Source organism: Nocardioides flavus (ex Wang et al. 2016) (assembly GCF_014653115.1).
Taxonomy (GTDB): domain Bacteria; phylum Actinomycetota; class Actinomycetes; order Propionibacteriales; family Nocardioidaceae; genus Nocardioides; species Nocardioides flavus.
In genome coordinates, this window is sequence record NZ_BNAD01000007.1 from 28,885 (window position 1) to 45,854 (window position 16,970).

At 64.9% G+C, this 16,970-nt stretch carries 8 protein-coding genes; 6 read left to right on the forward strand and 2 right to left on the reverse strand.

Annotation, left to right across the window (positions count from 1 at the left end; translation table 11 throughout):
- Positions 1-359: 359 nt before the first annotated feature.
- The 6 genes from mobF to IE200_RS20775 all read left to right on the forward strand — a co-directional run bounded on the left by mobF (position 360) and on the right by IE200_RS20775 (position 13,497).
- Positions 360-3,863, forward strand: a complete 3,504-nt coding sequence (gene mobF, locus IE200_RS12945; RefSeq protein WP_229856497.1) for a MobF family relaxase — start codon at positions 360-362, stop codon at positions 3,861-3,863.
- Positions 3,864-3,918: 55 nt separating this feature from the next.
- Positions 3,919-4,221, forward strand: coding sequence for a sulfate permease (locus tag IE200_RS12950; protein WP_191279910.1), 303 nt, complete (start codon positions 3,919-3,921; stop codon positions 4,219-4,221).
- Between the two features lie 132 nt (positions 4,222-4,353).
- The gene (locus IE200_RS12955; protein ID WP_191279911.1) at positions 4,354-8,361 is read left to right on the forward strand and encodes an Eco57I restriction-modification methylase domain-containing protein; all 4,008 of its coding nucleotides are present in this window, start codon (positions 4,354-4,356) and stop codon (positions 8,359-8,361) included.
- The gene (locus IE200_RS12960; protein WP_191279912.1) at positions 8,358-11,855 is read left to right on the forward strand and encodes an SNF2-related protein; all 3,498 of its coding nucleotides are present in this window, start codon (positions 8,358-8,360) and stop codon (positions 11,853-11,855) included. Before IE200_RS12955 ends, IE200_RS12960 begins: the two co-directional genes overlap by 4 nt.
- A complete protein-coding gene (locus tag IE200_RS12965; RefSeq protein WP_191279913.1) occupies positions 11,855-12,952 on the forward strand; it encodes a DUF3320 domain-containing protein in 1,098 nt (365 codons plus the stop codon). Before IE200_RS12960 ends, IE200_RS12965 begins: the two co-directional genes overlap by 1 nt.
- Positions 12,953-13,155: 203 nt before the next feature.
- A complete protein-coding gene (locus tag IE200_RS20775) occupies positions 13,156-13,497 on the forward strand; it encodes a hypothetical protein (protein WP_229856498.1) in 342 nt (113 codons plus the stop codon).
- A 134-nt stretch (positions 13,498-13,631) separates the two neighbouring features.
- Here the strand turns inward: IE200_RS20775 and IE200_RS12975 are convergent, their stop codons facing one another.
- Together IE200_RS12975 and IE200_RS12980 are read right to left on the reverse strand one after the other, a co-directional pair.
- Positions 13,632-15,971, reverse strand: coding sequence for a S8 family serine peptidase (locus IE200_RS12975; protein ID WP_191279915.1), 2,340 nt, complete (start codon positions 15,969-15,971; stop codon positions 13,632-13,634).
- Between the two features lie 4 nt (positions 15,972-15,975).
- On the reverse strand, positions 15,976-16,950 hold the full coding sequence (locus IE200_RS12980; RefSeq protein ID WP_191279916.1) for an AAA family ATPase: 975 nt from the start codon (positions 16,948-16,950) through the stop codon (positions 15,976-15,978).
- Between the last annotated feature and the right edge of the window lie 20 nt (positions 16,951-16,970).

Below are 16,970 nucleotides of genomic sequence, written 5' to 3' on the forward strand. Positions count from 1 at the left end.
ATGCTCCTCGTGAGTTCGTCATGCCCGAGTCCCTGCAGAACTCCCCGAGATCGAACCCGAGGACTCAGCAAGCGACGTCCTGCCGGCGGTCCGGCAAGGGCGCCGCCTCGTCCATTCAGCCACTGCTGTCTCAGTTACGCAACCTTTCCCCATCTCGCCACTCCTCCCGATCGATGCCGTTGCTGTCATCCCGTAGGTGGCGCACGGCGCCCGTCCCGCCTCGGCGCCAGCCTCGAATTCGTCCTACACCTCTTGCAGAACGAGGGAGGCAGGGCGGCGCGGTCAACTGTGGATTGACCCGCACCAACTCGGCCTGTGGAGCAAGGACGACACCTCATGGCCAAGGAGGTGATGCCTTGATGACCGTCTCGATGCGCGTGATGTCGGCCGGTGTCGGCTACCAATACCTGCTGCGGAGCGTGGCAGCGGGCGACGGCAACCGACACCTTTCGACTCCGCTGACCCGCTATTACTCAGAGGTTGGGACGCCGCCCGGTCGGTGGTTGGGATCGGGCCTTCATGCCTTTGGCCAAGGCGACATCCGGAGCGGTGATCCGGTAACCGAGCACCAGCTAGCACTGCTTCTCGGGATGGGGCGCGACCCCGTGAGCGGGCAGCCCCTAGGACGCGCGTTTCCGGACCTTGGAGGCGAACCGACTGACTACGGCTCGGACGTTGCGATGTCGGCGCGCCGGGCGGTCGCGGGGTTCGACCTGACGTTCAGCGTGCCGAAGTCTGTCTCCGCGCTGTGGGGCGTGGCCGACGCCGGCACCCAGGCTCTGCTCGCCGAGGCTCACCACGACGCCGTCGCCGAGGTGCTCGATCTTCTCGAGCGCGAAGTCGCCGCCACGCGCAGGGGAGTGAGCGCTGGCAACGGCGCGGTCGCTCAGGCGGACGTCGTGGGCATTGCCGCGACGGCGTACGACCATTGGGACTCAAGGCTCGGCGATCCACAGTTGCATACACATGTCGTGGTCTCCAACAAGGTCCGGACGGTCGAGGACGGGCGCTGGCGCAGCCTGGACGGGCGCCCTCTCCATGCATCGGTCGTCGCGCTCTCTGAGCATTACAACGCGCTTCTGGCCGACAGGCTCACACGCTTCTTCGGTATCGAGTGGGAGGAACGGGCGCGAGGGGACGGACGGTCGCCCTCGTGGGAGTTGGCGCCCGTACCCAGCGAACTCATCCATGAGTTCTCGTCGCGGTCGCGGGGCATTGAGTTGGAGACCGACCGACTGGTTGCGGAGTACGTCGCGCACCTTGGCAAGCGGCCGACGAGCGCGACCGTCATCCGGCTCCGTGCGCAAGCCACGCTTGCGACGCGTCCGGAGAAGCGGATCCGCTCTCTCGGCGATCTCACCGATGAATGGCGAGGACGGGCGCGGGCGATTCTTGGGACGGGCGCCCCAGAGTGGGCGCGTCAGATCACGTCCGGAGGGGGCGCCCGTCCTACCCCGGCGTGCCTGCTCCGCGCGGACGATGTGCCCCATGACGTGATGGAGGACCTGGCGGTCGCGGTCATCGACGCAGTGGGCGAGAAGCGCTCGACGTGGCGCCACTGGAACCTGTGGGCGGAGGCATCGCGACAGACAATGGGCTGGCGCTTCGCGTCAGCCGACGATCGCGAGACCGTGATCGGCCAACTGGTCGCGGAAGCAAAGGCGCAGTCGCTGTGCCTAACTCCACCGGAGATTGCGAGCGTTCCGAAGACCTTCCGACGGAAGGACGGCTCGTCGAGGTTCCGTCCTCGCCACAGTTCCGTCTATTCATCTCGCGCGTTGCTCGACGCCGAGGATCGCCTCCTCGCCTTGAGTCGCGGCCGTGGCGCGCCGACCGCAGAGGCAGAGCAGATGGGCCGCGAGGTTGGGCCGGGCAAGGACCATCACCTCTTAAGCGAAAGCCAGACCAAAGCCCTGGCGAGCGTCGCCGAGTCCGGGCGCCGGCTTGACGTGCTGGTCGGGCCAGCGGGTGCGGGCAAGACGACCGCGATGAAGGCACTTCAAACGGCGTGGATTGCCGAGCATGGTCGAGGCAGCGTCGTGGGGCTGGCGCCCAGCGCCGTGGCCGCGCAGGTGCTCTCCGAGGACCTGGGCATCGATTGCGAGAACACCGCGAAGTGGCTTCATGAGCATGACCGCGGACGCGCAGCCCTCTCCTCAGGGCAACTGGTCATCGTCGACGAGGCGACGCTCGCCGGAACCCTCGCGCTTGATCGCATCTGTGGGGTCGCTGCCGAAGCAGGCGCCAAGGTTCTCCTCGTCGGCGACTGGGCACAACTCCAGTCTGTGGACGCTGGCGGCGCCTTCTCGTTGCTGGTGAACGACCGAACCGATGTTCCAGAGCTCGCCGAGGTCCATCGCTTCGTCAACGGCTGGGAGCGTGACGCCTCGCTCGACCTGCGCTTCGGGCGCAGTGAGGTGATCGATGCATACGCCAGCCACGACAGGATCCGTGAGGGCACCACCGAAGCCATGGCGGATGAGGCCTACACCGCGTGGCGAGCCGATATTGGAGCAGGGCGCTCCAGCATCCTCGTGACCGAAGCAACCCGCTCGGTCTTCGAACTCAACAAGCGCGCACGAGCCGAACGAATCCTCGACGGCGACACGGCAGCCTCGACCGAGGTGCGGCTGGTCGACGGCAGCCACGCGTCCGAAGGCGACATCGTGATCACCCGGCGCAACGATCGTCGGCTCAAGCCGCTCCGTGGCGGATGGGTCCGCAACGGCGACCGCTGGCAGGTCATGCATGTGGGCAAAGACGGCTCGGCAGACGTACGCCGCATCTCCGGAAGCGGACACGGGACAGTCACCCTCCCGGCGGCGTACGTCGCAGAGCATGTCGACCTTGGGTATGCCGTCACAGCCCACCGAGCCCAAGGCATCACTGTCGACACTTCGCACGTGGTGGTCTCAGGGACCACGACGCGGGAGAACCTGTACGTCTCTATGACTCGCGGTCGCGAGTCCAACATCGCGTACGTCGCGCTCGACCAGCCTGACGAGAGCCATTCCGCGCCCGAGCCTGACGAGGTCACTGCTCGGACGGTGCTCTACGGCGTCCTCCAGCACTCGGGCGTCGAACTCTCCGCTCACCAGATGATTCGCGCCGAGCAGGATCAGTGGGGCTCAATCGCCCAGCTCGCGGCCGAGTACGAGACGATTGCGGCGGTCGCCCAGAGGGATCGGTGGGTCGACCTTCTCGATCAATCCGGGCTGACGCGCGACCAGGTCGACCGGGTCGTTGAGTCCGACTCCTTTGGTCCGCTAACTGCAGAACTGCGCCGCATGGAGTCGAGCCATCTCGACATCGCGACCGTTCTCCCGCGAGTCGTGGCTCGGCGCGGATTTGGCGATGCCATCGACATCGGCGCGGTCCTCATTACCCGCCTGCAGCATGAGTCGCGGCGCACAGGCCGTGGCAAGCGGACGATCGAGCCTCAGCTGATCGCCGGGTTGATCCCGGTGGCAGGTGGCGCGATGGAGGAGGAGATGGCCCGGGCGCTTCGTGAGCGGGCTCGGCTGATCGAGCGCCGGGCACAGGAACTTGTCGAGGCCGAGGTCGACTCGGGCGCGCCGTGGGTCGCGAAGGTTGGCCCTGGGCCGGATGAACCCGTGGAGCGAGCACGGTGGCTTGGCGAACTGGGAGCTATCGCCGCGTACCGCGCTCGCTACGGCATCACGTCGCGGAGGCTCCTGGGGGAGGAGCCGGCGACCGAGGCCCAGCGGACCGATGCGGCACGCACGGAGCAAGCCGTCCGGCGAGCTCGCGCCATTGCCCGAGAGGCTGGAGGGTGTCGCGGACCGTCGAGGTCCACAGCGCCGCGGTGGCAGGCAGTTATCCACCGCCCCGGGGAGCGGTGACTCGCGGAATTCCGAGTTGGACAGATGGTCGAGGTGACCGAACGAGGAGATCTCGATGCTTGCGATGTTGTGGAACCTCAGTACCGCGATCCGTGGCTACCTCCGCTTCTACATGCCGACGAACCGAGCGCTCGACTGGCTGCGGTCGGAGCGAGGCCTGTGGTGGGCCGTGCCCGTTGCGGCGGTTGCGGTGCCCGCCTACCTGTTCGCGATGAGCGTGGCGGCGGCGGTCGCTCAGCGCCCAGGACTCGGTGCGGCAAACGTTCTGGTGATCCTTTTCGCGTGGAACGCGCTCAAGTTTGCTTGGGCGGCAATCCTTTGCCCCGTCGGACTGATCAGAGCCGGCTTGCTGCCCTGAACTCGGGCGAGCCTTCGACTTTCTCCTCCCGGCCAACTTTCCCGGTTTGTGTCGGACTTCGTCGGTAGGGTTTCCGACCAGGGCTTGCATTGATGTGGCAGCCCCTGACGAGGTCCATGAGGAGCTGCAGCTGTGCGTTTGACCGCCGACAAGGTCGTGACATGGACGGACGGTGCTGCGCCCGCGGGGGTCACCCCGGAGAAGGTCTTCCTCGGCCCTGACCCCTTCGGGCTCGGGGGCTTCCAGGTTGCGGTGGCGTCCGCGCTCGTGACCCCGTCGCGGCAGGCGCTGCGGGATCTGTTCACCGCGCGCAAGGGCAGGACGCAGGTCCAGCTCGTCGTCGCGGTCGTACACGACGGCACAGCCCACATCTTCGGCCCAGACCCGCAGGCCCAGCCGATCGAACTGAGTCTTGAGCAAGCCGAGCGGCAGCTGCAGTCGGTTCTCTCGGAGCCGGATGTCCTCGCCGCCACGGAACGGTTCGCGGGCTTCCGCAAGGCCAACGATTCGACCGGCGTCGCAGGGTTCTCGAACAGCGGCCTCTTCGCTTCGCACCACATCACGAGCAACGTGCCGAAGCGGGCCGACTGGGAGTCGCTCGGCAATCAGGCAGGCTCGCTACTCAGCAAGCGCGGCAAGCAACTCGTCGAGGCGCTCGGCTTCGGCACCCAGCCCGGACCCAACGGCACGATGCTGCTCTCGATCGGTGGTCACCCGCCGCGTGCGGTCGCCGTGCTGCTGGACGACTCGGAGCAGTTCGACGCGAAGACTCAGCGGTTCCAGCTCTCTCCGGTGGCCTTCGGCCTCGCCGTTGCCTCAAAGCAGGAAGTTCCGTGGCTGGTCGTCCTCCGGAAGGACCAGATCCGCCTCTACCCGGGCCGTGACGGCGTCGGCGTTGGATCCAAGGGACAGGCCGAGACCTTCTTCGAGGTCGACCTCTCAACGATTGACGCCGAGTACGCAGCCCTCCTTCCGCTGATCTTCTCGGCTGATGCACTCGCGACGGACGGAACCGCTGATGAGCTGCTTCGCGACAGCTCGCGGTACGCGACAGAACTCGGCGCCCGTCTCCGTGAGCGCATCTACGACGAGATCGTCCCACCGGTGGCCGTAGAGGTGGCGCAAAGGCTGGCGAAGTATGCCGCTGTGCCACTCGACGCAGACGGCCTGTCGTTGGCGTACCGCGTGACTCTTCGCATCCTCTTCCGACTCCTGTTCCAGGCGTACGCCGAAGACCGCGGCCTGCTTCCGTCCGGCCGCAACGAAGGCTTCGACGCCAACAGCCTCAAGACCAACGCTCGGCGGCTCCTCGACTCGGAGTCCGACGAGTTTGGCGACTCCTCGACGATCTGGTTCGACCTGGTTCAGGTCTGGAACGCGATCGATCAAGGCAATCCGCAGTGGCAGATCCCGTCCTACAACGGTGGGCTGTTCTCATCGGATGCTGACCGATCGCCCGAGGGTGCGCTGATCAAGAAGATCGAGCTCCCCGACAGCGTGCTTGGGCCCGCACTCAAGAGCTTGCTGATCGATGTCACGAGTGACGGCGTTCTCGGCCCAGTCGACTTCCGCTCCCTAAGCGTCCGCGAGTTCGGAACGATCTACGAGGGGCTGCTTGAGAGCTCGCTTTCACTTGCCGAGGAGGATCTGACGCTCGACAGCAGTGGCGCATGGGTCCCAGCCAAGGAAGGCGATGAGGTCTGGGCTCCGGCCGCTTCGGTGTATTTCCACACCGCGTCGGGGGAGCGGAAGGCGACCGGTTCCTACTTCACCCCGAAGGTGGTCGTCGATCACCTGATCGAGCGCTCAATCGTCCCAGTCCTTACCGCTCATCTGGACAAGATTGCCGCCTACCTCGCCGCCGGTGATGCCTCGGCGGCGGCACGCGAGTTCTTCGACTTCCGCGTGGCTGATCTGGCGATGGGTTCGGGTCATTTCCTCGTTGCCGCGGTCGACAAGATCGAGGCCCTCATGCGCACGTTCCTCACCGAGCATGCGGTTCCTGGTGTCACGGAGGAACTGCTTCGTCTCGCGGCGGTGGCCCGAGATGCGCTCGGCACTGATGACGTCGCAAAGAGTGAGGTCGATGAGGTCGGCCTGTTGAGGCGGCAGGTCGCCCGACGGTGCATCTACGGGCTTGACCTCAATCCGATGGCAGTGGAGTTGGCTCGCCTCGCTCTGTGGATCCATACATTCGTGCCGGGCCTCCCGATGAGCAACCTTGACCACGGACTGGTTAACGCGAATAGCCTCACCGGAATTGGGACGATCGACGAGGCGCTCGATGCTCTTCAGCCGGAGAGGGCCCGCGGCGCCGCGACATTCTTCGACGACGTGATCATCGACAACTTGGCTTCGGCCAAGACGCTGCTAGTTGATGTGGCCAACGCGAGTGAGGCAAACAAGGCGGAGGTCGAAGAAGGCGCTCGACTCTTGGGCGAAGCCAGAGCCGCAGCTGACACGGCTCGACGGATCTTCAACGCCGCCTTGGCTGTCCGGATTGGCACGATTACCCCAGGCCTGATCTTGGACGAGGAGTCGCTCCAGCGTGTGCTTGATATGCCCGAGGTCGACGAGATCGAGCGCAGCCTGAGCCCCGCTCATATGCCGTTCCTCTTCCCTGAAGTGTTCCTGCGTGACCGATCGGGGTTCGACGTCACCGTTGGAAATCCACCTTGGGAGGAGATGGTCGTCGACACCGCTCAGTGGTGGGGCATTCAGATTCCTGGCCTCCGCGGGCTGCCCCAGCGCGAGAAGGCACGCGTCTTGGAGTCCTTCCGTGCGGCGCGCCCAGATCTCGAGCAGAGGTTCGTTGCTGAGCAGCAAGCCGTTGCAGGCGTTCGGTCGGTGCTCATGACTGGTCCGTACCCGGGCTTGGGGTCCGGTGATGTTGACCTGTATCAGGCGTTCGCCTGGCGCAACTGGAACTTGATCCACAGTCAAGGTCTGAGTGCACTCGTGCTGCCTCGCAATGCGCTGGCGGGTGCATCGCTGGGTGAATGGCGTAAGGAGGTGCTGGCGAAGGGGCGCTTCGCAAGCGTGACGGCGCTGATGAATACCCGCGGGTGGGTCTTTCCCAATGTCCACCAGCAGTACCTCTTCTGGCTCACCGTGACATCAAGGTCGAAGGGCGATGGTGCGGTTCGATGGAGCGGCCCGTTCACCTCGGAGAGTGAGTTCTTGGGCGGCGAGGGCCGAACTGCGAGCGTCCCTTCTGAGGAGTTCGCTTCTTGGGGCGAGGGTGCAGCGTTCCCGAGCCTTCCTGCGACCGAGTCTTTGGACGTGCTTCGCCAGCTCAAATTGAGTCCACGCTTTGACAGCGTTAGGCCAGGCTGGGCATTCAGAGCCACGCGGGAACTTGATGCAACGAACGACAAGAAGTTGCTCGAGTTCGACATCGATGAGCCGAGGGACAGGACTCCGGTCTTTACCGGTGGCACCTTCAACCTTTGGGAGCCCGATGCGGGCGCTCTGTACGCGTACGCGCCAACCGCCGCGCTGAGATCGCATCTCGAACCCAAGACTCGGCGAGCATTCAGGTCGGCGCGCTCGGCCTACCACGGCATGTCATTGCCGAATGGTCGCCTGCCCATGGACCGCGCACGGATTGCTTTCCGCGACGTGACGAACAGTGAGAACTTCCGGACGACCATTGCTTGCCTGCTGCCGCCCGGCGTGACTTCGGTGAACGCGGCCCCGTTTGTCGTCACACGGGACGGTGGGGTCCGAGAAGAAGCGTTTCTGCTGGGTGTCATGTCGAGTGTTCCCTTCGATTGGGCCTCGCGTCGTTGGGTCGAGCGCCACCTCAACTTTTGGATCCTGAATCCGCTTCCGGTTCCGATCTTCGAGCCCGCATCGTCGCTCGGGAGCCGAGCCGTTGAGGTCGCTGGCCGACTTGCAGCTGTGGATGATCGGTACGTTGAGTGGGCAGACGAGCTCGGGGTCGCGACGGGTTCCGTCGCCCCTGGCGCGGAGAAGGACGACCTGCTCGCGGAACTGGATGCGCTGGTGTGCCTGTTGTACGGGCTGAAAGAGGACCACGTCGAGCATGTGTTTTCGACCTTCCATCGCAGCTGGGACTACGAAGCGCGCCTCGAGGCTGTGCTTGAGCACTACCGCGGGTGGAAAGGCCAGGCATGACGCAGCTTCCTGATTTCGCTACGAATCACGCACCGAGTGATGCCGCGACGACCGTCGCTGACAAGGTCAATGAGTTGTTCCGGCTGCTGCGCGAGAACAAGGTCACGGCGCCGCCGATCGCAATCGCAACCGCGTACATCAATCCCGCCGGGTTCGCGCTTCTCGCCGACGAGCTCGAGACCGCGCCGCGCGTGCGGCTCCTGTTGGGTGCGGAGCCGGAGGAGGACTCGGTCCGCGCGATCACATTGGGCGACGCGGACCAGGACGACCGGCGTGACGCAGCGATCGCCAACCACCAGGCGTGGCTGGAGGCCGAGCGCGACACGATGGGTTTCGCCCGGGTGCCCACCTCCGAAGCCAGGCGGATGGTCGAATGGCTCAAGAGCGTGGACCCGGAGGGCGGTGCCAAGGTCGAGGTACGTCGATACACCGGCGGATTCCTTCACGGCAAGACATATCTGGTCGAGGACGGCGCCGCCCAGGCCGCCATCGCCGGCTCGTCGAACATGACCTACGCGGGCCTAGCCCACAATGCCGAGCTGAACCTCGGCACCGGCGGCGGCACCAGCTCGGCCGGCAAGGTTCGCGAGTGGTTCGAGCACTTCTGGAACCTCAGCGACTCCTACGACCTCGCCGAGCTCTACGGTCGTCTGTGGGATCCACACACACCGTGGTCCGTCTACCTCCGGATGTTGTGGGAGCTATATGGCGAGCACCTTGATGCCGACGAGAACCCGAACGTCCGGACTGGCCTGAACCTCACGCGGTTCCAAGCCGATGGTGTGGCGCGCATGGAGCGCCTTCTCGACGAGCACGGCGGGGTACTTGTCGCCGATGAAGTCGGTCTCGGCAAGACGTTCCTCGCTGGTGAGGTCATCTATCGGACCGCAAACATCAACCGACAGCGCGTGCTCATCGTTGCCCCGGCAGCCCTGAAGTCGTCGATGTGGGAGCCGTTCCTGGAAACCCACGATTTCAGTCGGTGGGTGAAGGTCTACTCCTACGAAGAGGTGCGCAATCGGCTTGATCCCGACAAGGGATCGATTGAGGCGTTCATTCAGGAGGTTGAGGACTACTCGCTCGTCGTCATCGACGAGGCACACAACCTCCGCAACTCGGGGGCCCAGCGATCGGGGGCCGTCGATCGGGTGATCACCGCGGGAGGCTCGAAGCGAGTTGTGCTGCTGACGGCGACGCCGGTCAACAATTCGCTGAGCGACCTCGAGACGCTCGTCAAGTACTTCATCCGTGACGACGCCCGGTTTGCCTCGCTCGGCATCCCCAGCATTCGCGAGTACATCAAGCAGGCGCAGGCCATCGACCCGGCGAACCTCACGCCGGAGCACCTCTTCGACCTGATGGACCAGGTCGCCGTTCGGCGTACGCGGAAGTTCGTCAAGGAGCACTACGCCAACGAGCTGATCATTGGGCCGGACGGCAAGCCGACCACGATCAAGTTCCCCCAGCCCAAGGTCCGGCGCATCGACTACGACCTGGACGATGACGGGCTCGCGCTCATCGACGCCATGGTGTACGCACTCGACGATCCGACCGATCCCCACGCGCCCCGTGCGTGGGAGGACCGGAGCCGCGACCCGAAGCGCCTCATGCTCGCGCGCTACTTGTCGAGCATGTACACGGTCGACCACGACCTGCAGGAGTACCAGATCAGCAACGCCGGCCTTCTACGTTCGGGCCTGTTGAAGCGTCTGGAGTCGAGCCCACAGGCCCTCCACGCATCGCTGGAGAAGATGATCGCCTCTCACGAGTCGTTCCTCGACGCGCTCGGCAGGGGCTACGTCCTCAAGGGTGAAGCGCTCAGTGAGTGGGTCTCTTCTGAGTCCGACGACCTCGATGACTTCGTCTTGGAGTTCGACAAGGACGACCAGATCGAATCGGTCGACGGCTACCACCTCACCGAACTGCGGGCCGACGTCGAATCTGACATTGCGCTGCTGCGTGACCTACGAGACCTGGCGTTGGTCGTGACTGAGGGAATTGAGCCCAAGGTCCAGCGCCTGATTGCCGAGCTCACCCAAATCGCGTCGGAAGCTCAGCGAGTGGACCCGCGCGGTCTCTCGCACTCAGACCGACGGAAGGTGATCATCTTCTCGGCCTTCACCGACACGATCGTTCCGATCCACGAGGCCGTGGTCGAGGCGATCACGAACGCCCCGGCCGGCTCGCCGTTGGCGGACTACCTGGGGCGCGTGGCGCCGCCGATCATGGGCTCGTATGCCAAGGTCCACGAGCGTGGCGCCAGCGGCGGCGTCGACCAGGGCGGCCGCGCTTCAACGATCGCCGGCTTCGCGCCGGCCACCGCCGGGCCACGCAACGCGGCCGGGGAGCCGTCGGCTAAGGACGAGTTCGACATTCTGTTCACGACCGACGTACTGGCCGAGGGTGTAAACCTTCAGCAGGCTGGGCAGATGATCAACTACGACCTGCCTTGGAACCCCATGCGGATCGTGCAGCGCCACGGCCGTGTGGACCGCATCGGCTCCAAGCACGATTACGTCTACCTCGGCCTGTTCTTCCCCGCCGAGCGCCTCGACGCGCTGCTGGCCCTCGAAGCGCGGCTCGAGGCGAAGCTGGCCCTCGCAGACGCAGCTGTCGGTGCCGGTGAGGTGCTGCCTGGCCGCGGCCCGGGCCATGAGGTGAATCTCGCCGATGATCAGGTGATCGACGAGTTCGAGAAGCTCCTTGACTCCGGCGGATCGAGCGCCTCGCTGTCTGGCGAGGAATACCGGAGGCGGTTGTTCGGGGCGTTCAGCATGGAACCTGTATTGAAGTCTGACGTGCTCTCGCTTCCCTTTGGTTCGGGGAGCGGGTTCGTGAACCCCGTCGTCCGCGGCAACGGTTACGTGTTCTGCGTCAAGATCGGCAAGAGCGCCAAACCTTGGTTCCGTTACGTGCCCGCGAACGACGACTGGACCCTTCGGTTGACCGACGAGCGCGAGCCGGTCGTGTCGTCCGACACCCTGATCTCCCTGCGTGTCGCGGATCCCCAGAATTCGAGCGCTGAGCGATGGCTCCCGGAGGACGTCTACGACCACGCGTTCGACGCATGGGAAGTTGCTCGAGATAGCGTCTACTCGGCGTGGAAGGAACTGACTGACCCGAACGCGTTCCAGCCAGACCTGCCGTTGTCGTTCAGGGACGCGTACACGTTGGTTCTTCGCAAGGGTGGCTACCTCGGCAAGGAGGCGCAGATTGGCCTCGCCAACCGGCTGCGAAGCGTTCCTACGGCCAAGGTCGCGCGTCAGGTGCGAGGCGCTCTCAACCAGGGTGCAACCGACGAGCAGCGCATCGGGCTGGTGACGGAAGTTCTCGACGAGGCTGGAATCACCGCCCCGCCGCCGCGTGAGCCGCTCACCGACATCGAGCTGCACGAAGTCCGGCTCGTCACGTGGATGGCCGTGAAGGGAACGCGGGGTCAGGAGGAAGCGCTCGGGCAGCTTCCGGGCTCGAAGCTCGCGGGGGAGTTGTTCTGATGGGGTTCGATGCGCGTTACTCGGTCGATCGCGGGCTGCACCATCTGGCCAAGCGGCTGGACCCGATCATCGGCGCGAAGTTGGCGCCGAGCCTGGGCGGCCTGCCGTGGCCAACGGTCCTGGCTGAACTGGACAAGATGCGGGGCAAGCCCCCGAAGACCTATGTCGCCACGGACCTCCAGTCCCAGCTCAAGACGATCACTGAACGCCTGGGCAATCTTGGCTTCCCGTTCGATGACCACACCCGCCTCGTGAGCGCACTCGGCAGCGAGCTTCGGATCGTGCGCAATCGATGGGCCCACCACGACGAGCTGACCACCCTCGATGCCTGGCGGGCTCACGATTTCGCCGTACGGCTCCTGGAGCACTTTGGCGACGGGGACGGAGCCGCCGCCGCCGGCGATCTGAGGGACGAGGCATTCGCGGCGCTCGCCGAGGAGAAGGGCGTAGCCGTACACGTCGCCGACGTGGGGCCGGAGGCTGTGGCGACGCCCGCGCCCGCTCCGATGGACGCCCCTTCCGGGGACGTGGTTCGCCCCGACCCTGCGGTGTTGACTCGCGCAGATTCGACAAGCACCCCGACCATCGGTTCGGGACGCTTTGAGTTCGAGCCGTGGACAGTCGTGCTGGTTGGTGACGTTTCCGTTCTCGACGACCTTCCGAAGAAGGTCGCCAAGGAGCAGGTTCGCGCGGTCGCGACCGAGATTGCAGAGTTCGAGGGACCGATCCACATCGACCGGCTCGCGCAGCTCACGGCGTCGTCTTTCGGAGTGCAGCGGTTGTGGCCGGCACGCGAGAAGAAGCTGACGTACCAGATCAGGCAGACCGGCCTGCTGGTCGACGCCGACAAGTTTGTCTGGCCGACCGACCTCGACCCGAAGACGTGGGGCGAATTTCGTCCCAGCGACAGCACTGTCGATCGACCGTTCACCCAGATCAGCCCGATTGAGATCGCGAACGCTATGCGTCTTCTCGGGAAGGAGTCCCCTGGCATGGCCGGTTCTGAACTCGACGCTGCCACACTCCAGACTTTTGGGCGCAGGCGGAAGACCAAGCAGTTCGTCGCCGTCCTTGACCGCGCACGATCGCTGATCTGAACGTCCCGGTAATGACTGAGGGTCCCATTCACTATCTCCTCGTTATTGGCGAGCGCGAGGGGCTCGCGTGGATCCTGCGGGAACGTCGAATGGCCTTCCCTTCAACTTCGCGGCGGGAAGTGACCCAGTTGAAGGTTGGAGATCGGCTACTGCTAACGACGACCCGAGGTTGCTTCCATAACCCGACTCGCGACGCTACGCGAGTGATCGCACTTGGCCACGTTCTCAGCGAAGTTGCCGAACTCGAAGTCCCGATCGCGATCGCGGGACGTGAATTCACCCGCGACTGCTCGATAGCCATAGACCTGCTGGCGCCATACCTCGACGGCGTCGAGCTCGCGCCGCTCGCTGAAAGATTGGATGCCTTTGCAGGGAGCACAGCCTGGGGTATGCGTTTGCGGCGACCGCTGCTGGCGCTCTCGGCTCGAGACGCAAAGTTGCTATGCCGGCGCTTGGACGGCGTCGCTGCGGATCCCGCCGAGGCCCAGCCCACGTACCTCGCGCGGATACGTCCGATTGCGACGCTTGGCCGACAGCGCGGGTGATGACGCGCCTGAACTCCGTGAGATCGTGCTCCCTCGTCTGCTGACGGTGGTCCCGAGTTTGGTCAGCTTGGGGTCGCCTGAGGGTGACAGAGGTCGGGTGAGTCTGGCCGCGCGAATCAGATCGCACGGAGTGTTCAGGCACGAAGGCGGACGCGTGTCGGAACGCGCAATTGCTGCCGAAGGATCTGGTGCAGGTCGGCGGTCGCGAGCTCGCGGTCTTCGAGCGTTGCCGCGAGGGCGTAGTTCTGACTTACGTATGTCGGGTCGTTGCGTGCCCACGTCTGTGCCTTGTGCGTCACCGCGATGAGGAACGTCTCGTCATCGTTCACGAAGGAGTTCCGCCCAACCCAAGCCCGCATCTGCAGCGTGCTCTGGGTAAAGGTGTTCACGCCGGGCTGGAGATTGAGCTTCCGGCGATCGTTGATCAGGTCGGACGGGTCGTCGGGGTCTTGTCGTTGCAGGATCTCCGCAAGCTCGTCGGGGTCGATGTCTCGGTAGACCTCGAACTTCATGGTTCCCGCCAGGTACTCGCGCCGCTGGCGACGAACAGGTGGGTCGAATGCGAGCGCCACGCTGATCACCCGATCACGTCGGCTCCCGCGACGGAATTCCTCGGGGATCGGGACGGGGTGGATCTGCACGGTGTCGACGGGCATTGAGCCGTCGTACGTCATGGTGACGCGCCTCGCGTCGCTTGACGTCGCTCGCTCCACGTTTGGTAATCCGAGCCCATAGATCCGGTTACGGCGGTGGAGCTCTGAGAGGTTTGCCGCAGGAGGCGTCTGCGCAGAACCTGTCGCGAGGAGGGCCCTCACTAGGTTCCCCGAGGCGTCCGGGTAGGCGTAAGCAATGTCAGCTGCCACGCGGGCGACGGCGGGGGCGGCGTAACTCGTGCCGTTCACGGCGGCGAAGATCTGGCCGCCGACACCTCGAGTCGATGTGCTGATTAGTGATGCACCGAGGTCGTTCTGCACAACGTTGCCGGTGTCGTTCACCACCACATTGCCGCCATAGTGGGTGACGTCAGGCTTGTTTGCTCGCCGCGAGTTTGTTCCTAGGCCGGGCCCAGTCCTGCTGAACGGAGCAGCCTCGTGGGCGTCAGCAGCTGCCTGCCACCCGACACGGCCAGGCAGCTCAGCCGGGGCGCCACTGAGTGCGAGCGCTCCGACAGTCACGGCGAGCGCAGCCGGTCCGGGCTCCGACAAGCGATGCTCCGGGGCGAAGAAGAACTCAGGCTTGTCGTCGATGACATGGTGCCCACTCGGTGTTCGGGCCGAGAGATCGGTAGGAGCGTTGCCCGTGGGCAGGACCACGACAATGCCGAGCTCGCGGACCAAGTCGTCGATCGTCTCTGTGAGTGGACCGAGATGAAGGTCGTTGAACGGCTCCGAGTATCCGATGGACAGGTTGAAGATCCTCACTCCATGCGTGCCATGAAGGTGGCGGATCGCCTGCTCGACAAGGTCATGCGGAGTGGCGTACGTCGCAAACCGCGGCGGGTGGGCTGGGCGCGATGGATCGGGCTCCAGAATGCGCACGACACGGACATTGCCGACTGCTGAAATCGGTAGGGCATCACGCAGTTCTTCATGCAGTGACGGAAGGAGGACTCGACCGACTACCTCGGTGCCATGCGTGCCGCGCTGCTGCCACTGGTAGGTAGCTGGCGCCAAAGACTCGTCCGACAGGACCAAACCACTCAGCAGAGGGTGTGCTGACTCGGGCGAATCGTCGAGAACGCCTACCACCTCGCTGGCTGCGTCCAACCGGGAGATCGAGGAGACGTCGAGGTTCCGCCAGTCCCGGAAGTCCAGGAACGGGACAGGCGGCGTGCGCACGAGCTCGACCACCGAGGTGCTCACAAGGTCGTCCAGCCCGGCTCTCGAGACCCGGACCCGCATGTAACTACGTCTCGACGAGACCGATCGAAGTACGACCTGACCACCGTTCTGACCAACGATCTCCTCAACGATGCTCGCTCGCCGTTGAGCTTCGGCGTGCGTGCCGCTCGGCCAGATGAGGACGTCAACCGTGTTCTGGCTGCTGGGGCCACCATCGAGTTCGGCAATCCCAGGGCCGGTGCGGTCTATCGGGCCGTACGGCTCAATGTCGTCGATCTGGTTGAAGAAGGTCCGCAGTTCCCCCGTGCGGACGTAACGCTCGAGCGCTTGCTCTAGTGCAGCGCCTTGATCGCTCGAGAGCACAAAGTACGTGTAGTCGACTGTCTCGCCGAGAACTTGCAGTCCGCGTCCTTCGAACGCGGAATCTTCCGGTCGGGCACCGGCCTTGATCTTGAAGACAAGGTCGGGGTCGACGCCCGCGTTCAGCTGGCGTGGAGCGCGGACGGTTTGCAGTTGCTGACGCAGATGCGCACCGTGCGGGCCGCGTTGTCGGCTCGGTGAACCGCCCCCCGCGGGACTTGAGCGTCGCGACTGCAGTGGCCGAGGGTTCGGCAGCAGGAGGTGTTCCGGCATTGCGTCACCATGGCCGCGATGTAATGCCCGGAAGTGCCCGGTCCACGTCCTCGCCTGTCACGATGGCTGAGTCTCGCATCAGTGCATTTCGGCGGGCATCGACGACTAGCTTCTCTGCTGCGGCGTGTGGTCGTCCCTTGAGCGTGCTGGCGTACCGGTCGATCTCGAGCCCTGAGTGGGCGACACTCTTCAGACGTAGCCTGAGGACCTGCCGCAGTTGGTGCACGGTCGGCAGCCCGAATGTGAGCACCTCGTCGAAACGTCGCCAGAGCGCCTCGTCGAGAAGTGCTGGGTGGTTCGTTGCGGCGAGGAGCAAGCTCGGTCCCCGGTAGCGATCGGTCATCTGGAGAAAGGCGGTGACCACGCGCTTCATCTCGCCGTGCTCTGACGCATCGTCGCGCGAGCGACCAAGTGCATCGAACTCATCGAACAGGACCACGAAGGGCGCCTGATCGGCGTACTCCAGGATGCGGCGGAGGTTGCTCGCAGTCTCGCCCAAGTAGGAGGACACGACGGCGTCCAGCCTGACAATCAGAAGGGGGCGCCCCAACTCAGCAGCGATTGCTTCCGCCGCGGTTGTCTTGCCACATCCAGGCGGCCCTTGGAGGAGCAGACGCTGTCGCCGCGGCAGACCGGCGGCGTCTAGGCCGGGCCACTGGCGGACCTCTTCGACGATGTTCTCCAGAGCCGACGAGACGGTCTTGTTCAGGATGAGGTCTTCCAGGAGGCGGTCCGGTTCTCGGACCTCTCCCAAATCCCACTCGCCTTCGCGGTCCTTCGGCGGCGCGGGGACGACGATCGTCGAGCCCGAGTCGAGTGAGCCGCCACCGGCGACGAGAAGCTTCTGGAGATCGCGGGCAAGCGCGTTGTGATGCTTGGCCTGCTCCTCCTCGATGATCTCCATCGCGGCACGGCGGAAGGCCAACTCGTCTCGCGCATGGAATGCGCGGAAGATCTCCTTTAGCTGTCGGCCGGCCACGACGCCATCCTAGGGGCGGG